12 protein-coding genes and 1 other RNA gene are annotated in these 16,451 nt (G+C 62.1%); 9 read left to right on the forward strand and 4 right to left on the reverse strand.

Annotated elements, in window-relative coordinates:
- Nucleotides 1–78 precede the first annotated feature (78 nt).
- Entirely contained in the window at nt 79–786 is a 708-nt protein-coding gene (locus LPW39_RS03435; protein ID WP_230771359.1) for a Crp/Fnr family transcriptional regulator, read from the forward strand.
- Between the two features lie 196 nt (nt 787–982).
- Here LPW39_RS03435 and ssrA read toward each other — a convergent pair.
- From ssrA to ompA, 4 genes are all read right to left on the reverse strand, one after another.
- Nucleotides 983–1,360: a transfer-messenger RNA gene (gene ssrA / locus LPW39_RS03440) on the reverse strand.
- Nucleotides 1,361–1,372: 12 nt separating this feature from the next.
- Nucleotides 1,373–2,038 (reverse strand): HAD-IA family hydrolase, encoded by a 666-nt coding sequence (locus LPW39_RS03445; RefSeq protein WP_230771360.1) that lies wholly within the window; start codon nt 2,036–2,038, stop codon nt 1,373–1,375.
- Nucleotides 2,038–2,748, reverse strand: coding sequence for a bifunctional 2-polyprenyl-6-hydroxyphenol methylase/3-demethylubiquinol 3-O-methyltransferase UbiG (gene ubiG / locus LPW39_RS03450; RefSeq protein WP_230771362.1), 711 nt, complete (start codon nt 2,746–2,748; stop codon nt 2,038–2,040). The genes LPW39_RS03445 and ubiG overlap by 1 nt, the downstream gene beginning before the upstream one ends.
- 83 nt (nt 2,749–2,831) lie before the next feature.
- Nucleotides 2,832–3,488, reverse strand: a complete 657-nt coding sequence (gene ompA, locus LPW39_RS03455) for an outer membrane protein OmpA (protein ID WP_330166586.1) — start codon at nt 3,486–3,488, stop codon at nt 2,832–2,834.
- Nucleotides 3,489–3,716: 228 nt separating this feature from the next.
- On the opposite strand from ompA, the gene gyrA reads away from it, so the two are divergent.
- The 8 genes from gyrA to LPW39_RS03495 all read left to right on the forward strand — a co-directional run bounded on the left by gyrA (nt 3,717) and on the right by LPW39_RS03495 (nt 16,331).
- Complete coding sequence (gene gyrA, locus LPW39_RS03460; RefSeq protein WP_230771364.1) at nt 3,717–6,578, forward strand: DNA gyrase subunit A; 2,862 nt, start codon at nt 3,717–3,719, stop codon at nt 6,576–6,578.
- A 104-nt stretch (nt 6,579–6,682) separates the two neighbouring features.
- A complete protein-coding gene (serC, locus tag LPW39_RS03465; protein WP_230771366.1) occupies nt 6,683–7,786 on the forward strand; it encodes a 3-phosphoserine/phosphohydroxythreonine transaminase in 1,104 nt (367 codons plus the stop codon).
- Between the two features lie 98 nt (nt 7,787–7,884).
- Nucleotides 7,885–8,985, forward strand: a complete 1,101-nt coding sequence (gene pheA / locus LPW39_RS03470) for a prephenate dehydratase (protein WP_133859040.1) — start codon at nt 7,885–7,887, stop codon at nt 8,983–8,985.
- 22 nt (nt 8,986–9,007) lie between these two features.
- Nucleotides 9,008–9,901, forward strand: a complete 894-nt coding sequence (locus tag LPW39_RS03475) for a prephenate dehydrogenase (RefSeq protein WP_230772876.1) — start codon at nt 9,008–9,010, stop codon at nt 9,899–9,901.
- A gap of 146 nt (nt 9,902–10,047) precedes the next feature.
- Nucleotides 10,048–12,135, forward strand: a complete 2,088-nt coding sequence (locus tag LPW39_RS03480) for a bifunctional 3-phosphoshikimate 1-carboxyvinyltransferase/cytidylate kinase (protein ID WP_230771368.1) — start codon at nt 10,048–10,050, stop codon at nt 12,133–12,135.
- Nucleotides 12,136–12,336: 201 nt separating this feature from the next.
- The gene (gene rpsA, locus LPW39_RS03485) at nt 12,337–14,019 is read left to right on the forward strand and encodes a 30S ribosomal protein S1 (protein WP_021027334.1); all 1,683 of its coding nucleotides are present in this window, start codon (nt 12,337–12,339) and stop codon (nt 14,017–14,019) included.
- Between the two features lie 126 nt (nt 14,020–14,145).
- Nucleotides 14,146–14,472 (forward strand): integration host factor subunit beta, encoded by a 327-nt coding sequence (locus LPW39_RS03490; RefSeq protein ID WP_021027333.1) that lies wholly within the window; start codon nt 14,146–14,148, stop codon nt 14,470–14,472.
- A gap of 224 nt (nt 14,473–14,696) precedes the next feature.
- Nucleotides 14,697–16,331, forward strand: coding sequence for an alkaline phosphatase D family protein (locus LPW39_RS03495; protein ID WP_230771369.1), 1,635 nt, complete (start codon nt 14,697–14,699; stop codon nt 16,329–16,331).
- Nucleotides 16,332–16,451 lie beyond the last annotated feature (120 nt).

Raw genomic sequence — 16,451 nt, forward strand, 5'->3', positions numbered from 1 at the left:
TTCTCTTACAACGACAGCGGAAAAGCTTAATTGGAAGAGAATGGGAAGTCTTTTCTCTTGAGAACAATTCTCATTTAAATGAAACCCAAGGCCGCATTTCTCAGCAAGGACCAGGTGCTCAGCCAGTGGCAGCACTGCATGTGGGCGCATACGGTGAGCGAAGCACAGGCGCAAGAACTGGTGCACGCTCATCTGCAGGTGCGCCATGTGCATGCGGGCCAGTACCTGTGGAAGGCGGGCGACGTCCCCACGGGCTGGACCGGTGTCACGCGCGGTGCAGCCAAGATCTGCGTGCCCACGCCCGATGGCCGCTCCATCACCTTGTGTGGCTACGCCGGCAGCTGGTTTGGCGAAACCTATTTGCTACGCCCGCACATGGCCATGGACTGCGATGCCATCGCCTTGCATGACCTGACCATGCTTACATTGCCTGCGCACGCCTTCCACGCGCTGCGCCAGCAATCTGCCACCTTCAGCCAGTTTTTGCTGGAACTGATGGCCGAGCGCAGCCACCAAATGATGCGCCTGCTGACCGCCAAGCAATGCCTGAGCGTCACCGGCCGGGTCGCCCAAAGCCTGGGCTCACTGATCACACCGCTGAACTTTCCCTTCCCCGATGCCGGCCTGCTCAATATCACCCAAAGCGAGCTGGCTGACTTCTGCCAGGTCTCCCGCGCCCGCTTCAACGAGGCTTTGCTGGAACTGGAGAAGCAAGACTTGCTGGAGGTGGGCTACCGTACGGTGCGGTTGAAAGATATTGAGGGTTTGAGGCGCTACGAATACTGAGGCGATTTGTCGCTCTATGAGTCATCGGTCATGACAGCCGTGATCGTCCAGACTGCAACCCAGACATAGCGCTGATAAAGGACGGATACGAGGATTCAAGCTCGGCGTTCAGCGGATTTAAGAGCGCTTGCAGCAATGCCGATGCCCAAAAGAAAAAGCGCTCACTGAATACCAGTGAGCGCTTTTTTGGCTTGTATGGTGGAGCTGGCGGGAATTGAACCCGCGTCCGTCAGCCTTCGTCGAGCAGATCTACATGTTTAGTGTTCTGGTTTAAATCTCGCCTGCAAAGCCGCGCAGACACACGCTGCATTGCAAGCCAGTACCCTTAGATCTTGCCATCTACCAAGGTACCCGGTAGACGGCCAGCTGATGTAAATTCCCTTGCAGCCGGGAGGTATTGCTACCCCCTTGCCCAGCCCATCAACATACTGTTGCAAGGCTCACCGGATTTAAGCGGCGAGTGCGAAACGTTCGTCGTTTGCAGTTAGTTTTTTGAACGGAGATTTACGAGCGTCATTCAAGCTCGACATGCACCACACCGATCCCGAACCCACGTCGAAACCAGGACAGCCCCATGGCATCTATTTTAGGCCAGATTCAGACGTTTCAAGAGCTCGTGTGGAGAATTGATGACATCGTCGGCTTCCCAGTGCGCGACTGACTGCTTTTCGCCCAGGTAGCCGTACACAGCGGCGACGGTGTGCATACCGGCTGCCTTGCCCGCGATAATGTCACGCTCGTCGTCGCCGACATAGACGCAGTACTGCGGATCCACGCCGATGCGGCGTGCGGCTTCCAACAGCGGCTCGGGATGGGGCTTGGCATGCGGGGTGGTGTCGCCACTCACAACCGCGCCGGCGCTGGCAAACAAGGCCATCTGACGCGACAGCGGCTCGGTAAAGCGCTTGGACTTGTTGGTCACCACGCCCCAGTGCAGATGGCGTGCCACGATGCTGGCAAGCATGTCGGATACACCATCGAACACGGTCGTGTCCTGCGTCATGCGGCGTTCGTAGTTCTGGAAGAACTCCTCGCGCATCGTCGGGAACTCGGCATCCTCGGGCTGCATGCCAAAGGCCACACGCAGCATGCCACGCGCGCCCGATCCGGCAAACGGCCGGTAGTCGGCCATCGGCAGAGACGGCAAGCCCCGTGCTACCCGCATCTGGTCTGCTGCTGCGCCCAGGTCGGGTGCGCTGTCAATCAAGGTTCCGTCCAGGTCGAACAGAATGGCGCGTATCGATCTTTGCATCAGCCGGGCTTTCGGGTTGCGATCATGTAGTTGACGCTGGTGTCTTCATTGAGCCAGTAGCGCTGCGTCAGAGGATTGAACTGCAGGCCCTTGCTGTGCTGCTGCACCAGGCCTGCGCTGCGGCAGTAGTGGGCCAGTTCCGATGGCCGGATGAACTTGGCAAACTCATGCGTGCCCTTGGGCAGCATCTGCAGAATGTACTCGGCGCCCACAATCGCCAGCGCAAAGGCCTTGGCGTTGCGGTTGATGGTCGAGAAGAACACCCAGCCGCCGGGCTTGACCAGGTCATGGCAGGCCTGAACCACCGATGCCGGATCGGGCACGTGCTCCAGCATTTCCATGCAGGTGACGGTATCGAAGCTCTCGGGCTGCAACTGTGCCAGGGTCTCGACAGCGATTTCCTGGTAGTGGATATTGGGGGTTTGCGCTTCCAGCGCATGGAGCTGGGCCACACGCAGTGCCTTGGTGGCCAGGTCGATTCCGGTCACGGTAGCGCCTTTGCGCGCCATCGAATCACTCAGAATGCCGCCGCCGCAGCCCACATCCAGCACCTTCTGGCCATTCAACGGACTGAGGGCATTGATCCACTCCAACCGCAGTGGATTGATCTGGTGCAAGGGTTTGAAGTCACTATCCGGATCCCACCAGTGCATGGCGAGTTCGGAAAACTTGGCCAATTCGGCCGGATCGGCATTCACGGTCTGGTTCATGGCCTGATTGTCCACCATCTGCAGCCGCATTCAGGCATAAAAAAAGCCCCACGAATGGGGCTTTTTGCGCAGGGGCAGAAGAATTACTTCTGGGTGCCCACCACTTCGATTTCCACGCGACGGTTCTTGGCGCGGCCAGCTGCAGTCTTGTTGTCTGCCACTGGTTGCTTTTCGCCCTTGCCTTCGGTGTACACGCGGCTCTTGTCGATGCCCTTGGACACCAGGTAAGCCTTCACAGCTTCAGCGCGACGCACGGACAGCTTCTGGTTGTAAGCATCGGAACCGATGGAGTCGGTGTGACCCACAGCGATGATCACTTCCAGGTTGATGTTCTTCACCTTGGAAGCAACATCATCCAGCTTTGCACGGCCTTCTGGCTTCAGCACCGACTTGTCGAAGTCGAAGAATGCGTCAGCAGCGTAGGTGACCTTTTGGGTCTGAGCAACTGGAGGAGCCACTGGAGCAGGTGCAGGAGCAGCTGGAGCAACAGCAGGTGCTGGAGCAGGTGCAGGTGCAGCCTTCACCAGGGCACCGTCGCAGCCTTCAGCAGCGGTAGCAGGGGTCCAGTTAGCATCGCGCCAGCACAGTTCGTTGGTACCGTTCTTCCAGACCAACTCACCGCTGCCGTTTTGCCAGTTGTCAACAACGTTGCCGCCGTCAGCAGCCTTAATTTGTGCTCCAGCGGCGGTTGCAAGCGCTGCAGAGGCAAACAACATCGCCACTTTGTTCAGTTTCTTCATGGTTCTCCTCTTGGGGAAAAAGCCGCAGCCGCGCTGCGAATCAAGACGTCGTCAGTGACCATCACCAAAAACGTTCTTACTTATTGTGCCATAGGCGTACCGGATCGCCATAGTTATCTGTAGCGCCAACGGTAAGACAAAAGCGCTTTGGGCCTAGAATGTTGCCGACATGCAACATCAGCTTGCGCCTAAAATGCCTCTTGTACTTCGTCACCCTATGCCAGCACTATGACCCAGTTTGCTAAAGAAACATTGCCGATCAGCCTGGAAGAGGAAATGCGCCGCAGCTACCTCGATTACGCGATGAGCGTGATCGTCGGCCGGGCTCTGCCAGATGCCCGAGACGGCATGAAACCGGTGCACCGCCGGGTTCTGTATGCGATGCATGAGCTGAACAATGATTGGAACCGCCCATATAAGAAGAGCGCGCGTATTGTGGGTGACGTCATTGGTAAGTACCACCCGCACGGCGACAGCGCGGTATACGACACCATTGTGCGCATGGCCCAGGATTTCTCGCTGCGCCACATGCTGGTCGATGGCCAGGGTAACTTCGGCTCGGTGGACGGTGACAGTGCTGCGGCCATGCGTTATACCGAAATCCGCCTGTCCAAGATCGCCCACGAGATGCTGGCCGATATCGACAAGGAGACCGTCGACTTCGGCCCCAACTATGACGGCTCGGAAAGCGAGCCGTTGGTGCTGCCCGCGCGCGTGCCCAATCTGCTGATCAATGGATCGGCCGGTATTGCGGTGGGTATGGCCACCAATATTCCTCCGCACAATCTGAATGAAGTGGTGGATGCCTGCCTGCATCTGCTGCACCACAGCGATGCCACGGTCGACGACCTGATGGAGATCGTGCCCGCGCCCGACTTCCCTACAGCCGGCATCATCTACGGCATCAACGGCGTCAAGGAAGGCTACCGCACCGGCCGCGGCAAGGTGGTGATGCGCGCCAAGGTGCACTTTGAAGATATCGACAAGGGCCAGCGCCAGTCGATCATCGTCGACGAGCTCCCCTACCAGGTCAACAAGAAGACCTTGCAGGAACGCATGGCCGAGCTGGTGCACGAGAAGAAGATCGAAGGCATCAGCCACATCCAGGACGAATCGGACAAGTCCGGCATGCGTTTGGTGATCGAGCTCAAGCGCGGCGAAGTGCCTGAAGTGGTGCTGAACAATCTGTACAAGCAGACCCAGCTGCAGGACACCTTTGGCATGAACATGGTGGCGCTGGTCAATGGCCAGCCCAAGCTGTGTAACCTGAAGGACCTGATCAAGGTATTCCTGGAGCACCGCCGTGAAGTGGTGACGCGCCGCACGGTGTATGAGCTGCGCAAGGCACGTGACCGTGGCCATGTGCTCGAAGGCCTGGCCGTTGCCCTGGCCAATATCGATGACTTCATCGCCATCATCCGCAACGCCCCCACCCCACCGGTGGCCAAGGCCGAGCTGATGGCCAAGAGCTGGGACAGCAAGCTGGTGCGCGAGATGCTCACCCGCACGCGCACCGATGGCGGCCTCGTCAATGCCGACGACTACCGCCCCGAAGGCCTGGAACTGGAATTCGGCATGCAGCAGGACGGCCTCTACCGCCTGTCCGAAACGCAAGCGCAGGAAATCCTGCAGATGCGTCTGCAGCGCCTGACCGGTCTGGAGCAAGACAAGATCGTTGCCGAGTACAAGGACATCATGGCGGTCATCGAAGACCTGCTGGATATCCTGGCCAAGCCCGAGCGGGTGTCGACCATCATCGGCGAAGAGCTGGTGGCCCTGAAGACCGAGTTTGGCCAGACCAAGCTGGGCGCACGCCGCAGCCAGGTGGAATACAGTGCGCAAGACCTGTCCACCGAAGACCTGATCACCCCGACCGACATGGTGGTGACCTTGTCGCACACCGGCTATATCAAGAGTCAGCCGCTGAGCGAATACCGCTCGCAAAAACGTGGCGGGCGCGGCAAGCAGGCCACGGCAACGAAGGAAGACGACTGGATCGACCAGCTCTTCATCGCCAACACGCACGACTACCTGCTGTGCTTCTCCAACCGGGGCCGCCTGTACTGGCTGAAGGTCTGGGAAGTGCCTGCCGGCTCGCGTGGCTCGCGTGGCCGCCCCATCGTCAACATGTTCCCGCTGCAGGACGACGAGAAGATCAACGTGGTGCTGCCGCTGACCGGCGAGTACCGCAGCTTCCCGGCCGATCACTATGTCTTCATGGCCACCCGCATGGGCACCGTCAAGAAGACCTCGCTGGACGAGTTCAGCAACCCGCGCAAGGCCGGCATCATCGCCGTGGGCCTCGATGATGGCGACGTGCTGATTGGCGCGGCGCTGACCGAAGGCCGGCATGACGTGATGCTGTTCAGCGATGGCGGCAAGGCCGTGCGCTTTGATGAAAACGATGTGCGCCCGATGGGCCGCAATGCGCGCGGCGTGCGCGGCATGAACATCGACGACAGCCAGAACCTGATCGCCATGCTGGTGGCCGAGCAGCACCCGGCCGAAGTCGAAGCCCGCAAGGCCAAGGACGCACTGGACAACCTGCAGATCCGCGACAAGGAACTGCAAGATGCCCAGGCACCTGCCGCCGAAATCGAGGCCGTGCGCAAGCAGATCGACGAGGCCCGCGCCGCGCTGGAAGCGGCCGACCTGGCGGCCATTGCTGCACTGGGAGAGCTGCCGCGCGAAACCCTGCACAGCGTGCTGACCGCCACCGAAAACGGCTACGGCAAACGCACCTCGATCGTTGAATACACCCGCCATGGCCGTGGCACCAAGGGCATGATCGCGATCCAGCAATCGGAACGCAATGGCAAGGTGGTGGCTGCCACGCTGGTGAGCCCGGATGACCAGATCATGCTGATCACCGACACTGGTGTGCTGGTGCGAACCCGGGTGGCCGAGATCCGCGAGATGGGCCGCGCCACGCAGGGCGTGACCCTGATCAGCCTGGATGCAGGCGCCAAGCTGAGCGGGCTGCAACGCATTGTCGAGAACGATGCGCAGGCTGACGAGAACGCCGAAGCCGCCGACGGTGCGGAAGCGGCGGACGGCGACGAAGCCCAGAACCCCGCAGACGGCTCCTAAGCCTGCACCGAAAAAGCCATGTTGCGACATGGCTTTTTCCTGCCCATTTTTGCTCCTTTTTTCATAGCTATCACTGCTCGCTGCGCGAGCCAACAAGGCCTTCCATGCAACGCCCCTATAACTTCTCGGCCGGTCCGGCCGCCATCCCTGAAGACGTGCTGCAGCAAGCAGCCAGCGAGATGCTGGACTGGCGCGGCAGCGGCATGAGCGTGATGGAGATGAGCCACCGGGGCAAGGAGTTCATCTCGATCTGCGAGAAGGCAGAGGCCGACTTCCGCCAACTGCTGGCGGTGCCGCAGAACTTCCACATCCTGTTCATGCAAGGCGGCGGTCTGGCAGAGAACGCCATCGTGCCGCTGAACCTGTCGCAAGGCGGCGCGGTCGATTTTGTCGTCACGGGCAGCTGGAGCCAGAAGTCCACCAAGGAAGCGGCCAAGTTCTGCAACGCCGCCGTGGCTGCGACGGACGAAGCCCAGGGCTTTACCCATATCCCCGACCCCGCCAGCTGGAAGCTGCGTGGCGATGCGCGCTATGTGCACATCTGCAGCAACGAAACCATCAATGGCGTGGAGTTCCAGCAGCTGCCCGACCTGGCCAGCCTGGGCTGCCAGGCGCCGCTGGTGATCGACTTCTCGTCGCATGTGGCATCGCGCAGTGTGGACTGGAGCCGCGTTGGCCTGGCCTTTGGTGGTGCGCAGAAGAACCTGGGCCCGGCGGGCCTGACCCTGGTCGTCGTGCGCGATGACCTGCTGGGCCACGCAATGGCCATGTGCCCCAGCGCCTTCAACTACCGCCTGGTGGCCGACAACCAATCGATGTACAACACGCCGCCGACCTGGGGCATCTACATCGCCGGCCTGACCTTTGAATGGATTCTGCGCCAGCAAGAAGGCGCTGCCAGCGGCGTTGCCGCGCTGGAAGCCCGCAACACCGCCAAGGCCGAGCTGCTCTACCAGGCCATCGATGGCTCGCAGCTCTACGAAAACCGCGTCGCACGTGACTGCCGCTCGCGCATGAATGTGCCCTTCTTCCTCAAGGATGAATCGCGCAACCAGGCTTTCCTCGACGGCGCCAAGGCGCGCGGTCTGCTGCAGCTCAAGGGCCACAAGTCCGTGGGCGGCATGCGTGCCAGCATCTACAACGCCATGCCGCTGGCAGGCGTGCAGGCGCTGGTGGACTATATGCAAAGTTTTGAAAAACAGGGCTGATCATCAACGCCCCGGTTTTGTCCGGGAAACACTCTTACGTTATTCTTACTGGTTGGCAGCCTCCTTGGGAGCTGCCCGCACCGCATACCCAGGCCACCATGAGCACTTCACCCCAAGCGTCCCCCGAACTTGCCGCACTGCGCGTCCAGATTGACAATCTCGACACGCAACTGCTGACCTTGCTGAACCAGCGCGCCCTGGTTGCCGAACGGGTGGGCGAGCTGAAAAAACGCGAAGGCACGCCCTTCTTCCGCCCGGACCGGGTCGCCCAGGTCATCCAGAAGATTGAAAACGCCAACCCCGGCCCCTTGAAGGCCGCCCATGTCTCGGCCATCTGGCGCGAGATCATGTCCGCCTGCCTGGCGCTGGAATCGCCCCAGCGCGTCGCCATCCTGGGCCCGGCCGGCACCTTCTGTGAAGAAGCGGCCATCCAGTACTTCGGTGGCGCCGCCGACATCAAGTACTGCAACAGTTTTGAAGAGGTCTTCCATTCCACCGCCGCAGGCAGCGCCCAGTTTGGCGTGGTCGGTGTGGAGAACTCGAACGAAGGCGTGGTCACCCGTTCGCTGGACATGTTCCTGCACACGCCCTGCCATGTGGTGGGCGAGGTGAGCCTGCTGATCCGCCACAACCTGATGCGCACGACCAACTCGCTCGAAGGCATCGAGGTCGTGGCCGCGCACCCCCAGGCGCTGGCCCAGTGCCAGGGCTGGCTGTCCAAGCACCTTCCCCATGCCGAGCGCCGCCCGGTCGAGAGCAATGCCGAAGGCGCGCGCCTGGCCGCGCTGCACCCCAACATGGCCGGCATCGCCGGTGAGCGCGCTGCCCAGCAATACGGCCTGCACATCATCAGCCACGCCATCCAGGATGACGCCTACAACCGTACGCGTTTTGCGATCATCTGCCTGCCCCACACCTTGGCCACGCCAGAGCCCAGTGGCAAGGATTGCACCAGCCTGGTCGTCTCGGTGCCCAACCGCCCCGGCGCCGTGCATGAGCTGCTGATGCCGCTGAGCAAGCATGGCGTGTCGATGACGCGCTTCGAATCCCGCCCGGCCCGCACCGGCCAGTGGGAATACTATTTCTATATTGATCTGGACGGCCACCCGTCGCAGCCCCATGTGGCCAAGGCCCTGGAAGAGCTGCGCGGGCTGTGTGCGTTCTACAAGGTGCTCGGCGCCTACCCTGTCGGGAGTTGAATCGGTGAAAAAGTTTGAACATATGGCGCTGATCGGCTGCGGGCTGATGGGCGGCTCATTTGCCCTCGCAGCCAAACGGGCCGGGCTGGTCAAACGCATTGTCGGCTACAGCAAGTCGCCATCCACCACCAGCCGCGCGCGCCAGATGGGCGTCATCGATGAAGAGGCCAGCTCGGCCCTGCAAGCCGTCTCGGGCGCCGATCTGGTACTGCTGGCCGTCCCGGTCGCATCAACCGAGTCGACCCTGGCCAACATCAAGCACCTGATCAACCCCGACACCCTGGTGATGGATGTAGGTTCGACCAAGATGGATGTGGTCGCTTCTGCGCGCCGTGCGCTGCGCGACCGCTTTGGCTGCTTTGTACCGGCCCACCCCATCACCGGCAAGGAAGTCTTCGGCGTGGACCATGCCGACGTCAACCTCTACCGCGATGCACAGGTGGTGCTCACCCCTACCGAGCTGACCAAGGTGGCCCAGCTGCGCCAGGCCGAAGCCATCTGGAAAGCCATTGGTTCCCATGTGACCAGCATGGCGCCGGAGCAGCATGATGCTGCGCTGGCCGCCAGCAGCCATGCGCCGCACCTGGTGGCCATGGCCTATATGAACTCGCTGCTGTCGCAAGATGGCGCGCACCGCATGCTGTCGCTGGCGGGCCCCGGGTTTCGTGATTTCACCCGCATTGCTGCGGCCGAGCCGCAGATGTGGCGGGATATCTTCCTGGCCAACCGCAGCGAGATCCTCAAGCAGATCCAGTCCTTGCAGCACATGCTGGGCAGCTACGAGGCCGCCTTGCTGAGCGATGACCAGCCCGCGCTGGAGCACTTGCTGCGCGAAGCCAGCAGCACCCGCGCGCAGTGGAAGCAAGGCAAGCTCTACACGCCCGAGTCACTCTCCAAGCACAAAACCACCGCTTGATCCGCACAGCACCCACACTGGCCCAGCCGGTGGACGGATAATAGCGAGTGGCGCTGCCTGGCACCGGGCAGCGCCACCTTCTTTTGCGACCACCGCGCCGCCTGCGCCGCAGGCCTGGCGCTACTACCCCACAGCAGAGCCCCGCCATGTTCTCCACTGCATTTCTCGATATCCCCGCCTTGCAAAGCGCCCATGGTGAAGTGCAGCTACCCGGCTCCAAAAGCATCTCCAACCGCGTGCTGCTGCTGGCCGCACTAAGCGCGGGCACCACCACCATCCATGACCTGCTGGACTCCGACGACACCCAGGTGATGCTGCGCGCGCTGGAGCAACTGGGCTGCGCCGTGGTGCGCAGCACCGATCCGGCCCACCTCAACAGCTACCACATCACCGGCATTGCCGGTCCGTTGGCGCCTGCGCTGGCGGCCCGCAGCACCGCGCTGTTCCTGGGCAATGCCGGCACTGCGATGCGGCCGCTGACCGCTGCGCTGGCCCTGCTGGGCGGCCATTTCGAGATGAGCGGCGTGCCCCGCATGCACGAGCGCCCCATTGGCGACCTGGTCGATGCACTGCGCCAGCTGGGCTGCCAGATCGACTACCTGGGCAACGAAGGCTTTCCACCGCTGCGCATCCAGCCGGTGACGGCCGCGCAGCTGCAGCTGAACACACCCATCACCGTGCGCGGTGATGTCTCCAGCCAGTTCCTCACCGCCTTGCTGATGGCCCTGCCGCTGGTGGCTACGCGCCAGGACATCGTCATTGAAGTGGCCGGCGAGCTGATCTCCAAGCCCTATATCCACATCACCCTGGAGCTGCTCAAGCGCTTTGGCATCCAGATCAAGAACGAGCAGTGGCAGCGCTTTACCGTGCTGGCCGGCAGCCGTTACCAGTCCCCGCACGAGATCCATGTCGAGGCCGATGCCTCGTCGGCCAGCTACTTCATCGCGCTGGGCGCCATTGCCGCCAGCAAGGGCAGCAAGCCCAATGCGCAGGGCGGCACCTCCACGGTGGACCGGGTCGTCAAGGTCATGGGCGTGGGCGCGCAATCCATCCAGGGCGATATCCGCTTTGTTGATGCGGCACGCGCAATGGGCGCCGCCATCACCAGCGGCCCCAACTGGCTGGAGATCCGCCGGGGTGCCTGGCCGCTGCAGGCCATCGACATGGACTGCAACCACATCCCCGATGCGGCGATGACCTTGGCGGCAATGGCGCTGTATGCCAACGGCACCACCACCTTGCGCAATATTGCCAGCTGGCGCGTCAAGGAAACCGACCGTCTGGCGGCGATGGCCATCGAGCTGCGCAAGCTGGGCGCCGTGGTGGAGGAAGGCGCAGACTACCTGACCATCACTCCGCCGGCCAACCGCGAGGCCTGGAAGCCCGCCAGCATCCACACCTATGACGACCACCGCGTGGCGATGTGCTTCTCGCTGGCCGCCTTCAACCCGGCCGGCCTGCCGGTGCGCATTGAAGACCCCAAGTGCGTGGCCAAGACCTTCCCTGGTTACTTCGAGGCCATGTTCTCGGCCGTGCGCGCCGTGCCTGGCTCGATCCCGGTGATCTGCATCGACGGGCCCAGCGCCTCGGGCAAGGGCACGGTAGCCTCGGCCGTGGCACAGCAGCTGGGCTACCACCTGCTCGACTCGGGTGCGCTCTACCGCATCACCGGGCTGGCCGCCACGCGTGCCGGCATCCCGATCGATGCCGAGCATGCCAGCCAGATTGCCGCGCTGATTTCGCAGATGGATATCCAGTTCGGCGCCGACCAGCGCGTGCGCCTTGATGGCGAGGACATCAGCCTGGCGATTCGCAGTGAAGAAGCGGGCACCAACGCCTCCCTGGTCTCCACGCTGCCCGCCGTGCGCCAGGCGCTGGTGCAGGCCCAGCATGATTTTCGCCAGCTGCCGGGCTTGGTGGCCGACGGGCGCGACATGGGCACGGTGATTTTCCCGCTCGCCCCTTTGAAGGTCTACCTGACAGCCAGTGCAGCCAAGCGCGCCGAGCGCCGCTATAAACAGTTGATTGAAAAAGGAATACCGGCTACAATAGCCGACCTTCGTGCTGACTTGGAGGCACGCGATGCGCGCGACATGAACCGCGCCACCGCCCCCTTGCATGCAGCGCAGGATGCATTCTTGCTGGACAACTCCGAGATGAGCGTGGACAACGCGGTCGCTCAGGTGCTGTCCTGGTGGGAAAAGCGACAGCCGTTTGGCAAAGAACAGGCCTGAAGCGCCCCGCGCGCCTCGCACCTGCCTTTGGCGCCGGTGTTACCCGCCCCTGCAGCCTTCTACTGGTGGATCTAGCCGCCATGGGTTGCCGGGTTGTTTAACTTTGAACCCCGTGGTGTCATAACCACACAACCTGCACGGCCAGCCTTAAAAACGTCAGCAATGGTGCTGCCGGAAACCTGCCCGTGTCTAAGGAAATACATGTCTGAATCTTTTGCCGCCCTTTTTGAAGAGTCGTTGACACGCACCGAAATGCGTCCTGGCGAAGTGATCACTGCTGAAGTCGTGCGCGTTGAGCACAACTTCGTGGTGGTGAACGCCGGCTTGAAGTCCGAAGCCTATGTGCCAATCGACGAATTCAAGAACGACCAGGGCGAAATCGAAGTCCAAGTGGGCGACTTCGTGTCCGTGGCCATCGGTTCAATCGAAAACGGCTACGGCGACACCATTCTGTCGCGCGACACCGCCAAGCGTCTGGCTTCCTGGCTGGCCCTGGAAAAGGCGCTGGAATCGGGCGAATTCGTGACCGGCACCACCTCCGGCAAGGTCAAGGGCGGTCTGACCGTTCTGGTCAACGGCATCCGTGCCTTCCTGCCAGGCTCGCTGATCGACACCCGTCCGATCAAGGACCTGACCCCTTACGAAAACAAGACCCTGGAATTCAAGGTCATCAAGCTGGACCGCAAGCGCAACAACGTGGTGCTGAGCCGCCGCGCTGTGGTGGAAGCCTCGATGGGCGAAGAGCGCGCCAAGCTGATGGAAACCCTCAAGGAAGGCTCCATCGTTCAAGGCGTGGTCAAGAACATCACCGAATACGGTGCGTTCGTGGACCTGGGCGGTATCGACGGCCTGCTGCACATCACCGACATGGCATGGCGCCGCGTGCGTCACCCATCCGAAGTGGTGACCGCTGGCCAGGAAATCACCGCCAAGATCCTGAAGTTCGACACCGAAAAGAACCGTGTCTCGCTGGGTCTGAAGCAAATGGGCGACGATCCATGGATGGGCGTGTCGCGCCGTTATCCATCGAGCACCCGTCTGTTCGGCAAGGTCACCAACATTGCTGACTACGGCGCGTTCGTGGAACTGGAACCAGGCATCGAAGGTCTGGTGCACGTGTCCGAAATGGACTGGACCAACAAGAACGTTGCTCCTTCCAAGCTCGTGACCCTGGGCGACGAAGTCGAAGTCATGGTTCTGGAAATCGACGAAGACAAGCGTCGTATCTCCCTGGGCATGAAGCAGTGCAAGGCCAACCCATGGCAAGAATTCGCGCAGAACACCAAGCGTGGTGACCGCGTGAAGGGCCCGATCAAGTCGATCACCGACTTCGGCGTGTTCGTGGGCCTGGCCTCCGGCATCGACGGTCTGGTTCACCTGTCTGACCTGTCGTGGAACGAAACCGGCGAAGCCGCGGTTCGTAACTACAAGAAGGGCCAGGAAGTGGAAGCCATCGTGCTGGCCGTGGATGTGGACCGTGAGCGTATCTCGTTGGGCATCAAGCAGCTCGACAGCGATGCATTCACCACGTTCGCTACCGTGAACGACAAGGGCCAGATCGTGACCGGCAAGGTCAAGTCTGTGGATGCCAAGGGCGCTGAAATCGACCTGGGCGACGACATCGTCGGCTACCTGCGTGCTTCCGAAATCTCGGTGGACCGCGTGGAAGACGCTCGTTCCGTGCTCAAGGAAGGTGATGAAGTTACCGCCGTAGTGACCAATGTGGATCGCAAGAGCCGCAGCATCTCCCTGTCCATCAAGCAGAAGGACCACGCTGAACAGCAAGAAACCATGGCTTCGCTGTCGCAGCAATCGTCCAAGGAAAATGCTGGTACCACCAGCCTGGGCGCACTGCTGCGCGCCAAGCTGGACGCCGACAAGTAATTGACGGCTCCGCTACCGGCTCATGCCTTGCCAGCCTTGGTATAGTCGGTAGCTTGCAGACAAGGTGGGCGCCCAGTGCGCCCACCAATGCTTTGACTATTTGATTCACGAAGATTCCACATTCGTATGACCCGATCCGATCTGATTGAAGAGCTTGCCGCTCGCTTCCACCAGCTGACACAGCGGGATGCGGAGCAGGCCGTCAAAACGATTCTGGAGGCCATCGAAGACTCGCTGGTACGCGGACAACGCATAGAGATCCGTGGCTTTGGCAGCTTCACCATCACCCACCGCCAACCCCGCCTGGGCCGCAACCCACGCAGCGGCGAAGCCGTGCAGGTGCCCGCCAAGCGCGTCACCCATTTCAAGCCCGGCAAGGCCTTGCGCGAATCGGTGGACGACCCCAGCAACATCCTGACCTCAACCGCCAGCCCCAAGAACAACGACGAATAAGCGCCGGCTGAACCACCCGGATGGCCCATCTGCCCCAGGCAGTTGGAAGCCAAACCAACGAACGCTCCTTAAGGAGCGTTTTTTATGCCCGCCATTCCCCTCGCTGCACTGATGTCACCGAGGTACCTGTGCAATATGCTGCGGATCGGCGCCAGCGCTATGCTGCGCTATTCCACCGTCGCCCTATGCCGCAGCAAGCCCTACCCGGCCGCCAGAACCAAGATTTGGATCAAGACCTGGCCCAGCGCCCCAACCGACGCCAATGGCTGCAAGGCCTGGGCGCCCTGGGCCTGGCCGCCCAGTTGCCGGTCATTGCGCAGGCAGGCAGCGATGCGCCGTTGGCCATGGCCCCGTGGCCGGTCTCGGAGCAGCTGTTTGGCCTGGGCGTTGCCAGTGGCGAGCCCGATGCCAGCAGCGTGGTGCTGTGGACGCGGCTGCTACCCAGCGCCAACACGCCCTTGCTGCGCCCCGTGGAAGTGCACTGGGAGCTGGCCCAGGATGCGCAGTTCCGCCAGATCCTGCGCCAGGGCGAGGCCATGGCCAGCACAGACGGCGGCCACAGCGTGCATGTGCTGGCCCAGGGCCTGGAGGCCGACCGCTGGTACTACTACCGCTTTCACTGCCAGGGCCAGACCAGTGCCACCGGCCGCACCCGCACCGCGCCGGCCGCCGGTGCGGCGGTAGCGCAGTTGCGCCTGGTCTACGCCTCCTGCCAGCGCTGGGAGCATGGCTACTACGCCGCCTGGCGCCATGCGCGCGAGGACGATCCCGACCTGGTGGTCTTTCTGGGCGACTACATCTACGAATATGCCTCACCCGCATCTGCGGCCAAGCAAAAAAGCAGCCAGCTCGCGCGCCTGCATCCGCTGGCCCACGCAGTCACCCTACAGGATTACCGCGACCGCTATGCGCTGCACAAGAGCGATCCGGACCTGCAGGCCATGCATGCGCACTGCCCCTGGCTGGTCACCTGGGACGACCATGAGGTCGAAGACAACTATGTGGGCGACTATGGCGTGGGCAAGACCCAGGCCTTTGCCGCCAAGCGCCTGGCCGCGTACCAGGCGTTTTACGAGAACATGCCGCTGCGCGCCTCGGTGGCCTGCAAACAGGCGGGGCTGGCCCTGCCCCCTGCCCACACGCCGCTGTACCGCCAGCAAGGCTGGGGCGCCTTGGCCGATATGTGGGTGCTGGATGCACGCCAGTACCGCGATGCCCAGGCCTGCCGCGCAGTGACCGAGAAAAGCCCAGCCTCTGTCAAGGCCGCAGACTGTACCGATCTGGCACGCAGCAGCCGCAGCTTTCTGGGCTGGGAGCAAGAGCGCTGGCTGGCTGCCCAGCTGGCAAGCAACCGCGCGGCCAAGCCCGGGAGCCGGCGCTGGAGCGTTATCTGCCAACAAACCCTGTTTGCCGCGCGCCACTTTGCCAGCGGCCGCACCAGCGCCGATACCTGGGATGGCTACCCCGCCGCCCGCCAGCGGCTGCTGCACGCAGTGGCTGAGGCGCAACTGCGCAACACCGTGCTGCTGGGGGGCGACATCCACCAGAACTATGTCTGCCGCATTCAGGACCTGGAGAGCGCCACCCCAGAGCGCGTGCTGGCCAGCGAATTCTGTGGGACCTCGATCAGCTCGCACTCCGGCACCACCCAGGCCCGGGTCGACGCCATCGTGGCCCACAACCCCCATGTCTTGCTGGCCCGCTGCGATGAACGCGGCTATGGGCTCTGCGATATCACGCCCAAACGCTGGACCACCCAGCTGCGCGTCATTAACCAGCCGCAGTACGCGAACAGCGGCGCACACACCTTGGCCCGCTTTGTGGTGGAGGACCAAGTGGCTGGGCCCCAATGGGCCTGATCCTGTAGTCCTGCGCGGCCAACATTCTGCAACGTCCCAGCCGCTCTGTCTGCTACGCCTGTGGCAGCAAAGCGGTTAGCATGCCAGACATTGCCGCTACAACAAGGAGATCGCCATGCC

It is taken from the genome of Comamonas koreensis (assembly GCF_021026195.1).
GTDB lineage: Bacteria > Pseudomonadota > Gammaproteobacteria > Burkholderiales > Burkholderiaceae_C > Comamonas > Comamonas koreensis.

Bases quoted from the DNA above. Each gene is read 5' to 3' on its own strand.
- pheA (WP_133859040.1), top strand. From the start codon at position 7,885: ATGAGCACTTCACCCCAAGCGTCCCCCGAACTTGCCGCACTGCGCGTC.
- serC (WP_230771366.1), top strand. From the start codon at position 6,683: ATGCAACGCCCCTATAACTTCTCGGCCGGTCCGGCCGCCATCCCTGAA.
- LPW39_RS03475 (WP_230772876.1), top strand. From the start codon at position 9,008: ATGGCGCTGATCGGCTGCGGGCTGATGGGCGGCTCATTTGCCCTCGCA.
- rpsA (WP_021027334.1), top strand. From the start codon at position 12,337: ATGTCTGAATCTTTTGCCGCCCTTTTTGAAGAGTCGTTGACACGCACC.
- ompA (WP_330166586.1), bottom strand. From the start codon at position 3,488: ATGAAGAAACTGAACAAAGTGGCGATGTTGTTTGCCTCTGCAGCGCTT.
- LPW39_RS03480 (WP_230771368.1), top strand. From the start codon at position 10,048: ATGTTCTCCACTGCATTTCTCGATATCCCCGCCTTGCAAAGCGCCCAT.
- ubiG (WP_230771362.1), bottom strand. From the start codon at position 2,748: ATGAACCAGACCGTGAATGCCGATCCGGCCGAATTGGCCAAGTTTTCC.
- LPW39_RS03445 (WP_230771360.1), bottom strand. From the start codon at position 2,038: ATGCAAAGATCGATACGCGCCATTCTGTTCGACCTGGACGGAACCTTG.
- gyrA (WP_230771364.1), top strand. From the start codon at position 3,717: ATGACCCAGTTTGCTAAAGAAACATTGCCGATCAGCCTGGAAGAGGAA.
- LPW39_RS03435 (WP_230771359.1), top strand. From the start codon at position 79: ATGAAACCCAAGGCCGCATTTCTCAGCAAGGACCAGGTGCTCAGCCAG.
- LPW39_RS03490 (WP_021027333.1), top strand. From the start codon at position 14,146: ATGACCCGATCCGATCTGATTGAAGAGCTTGCCGCTCGCTTCCACCAG.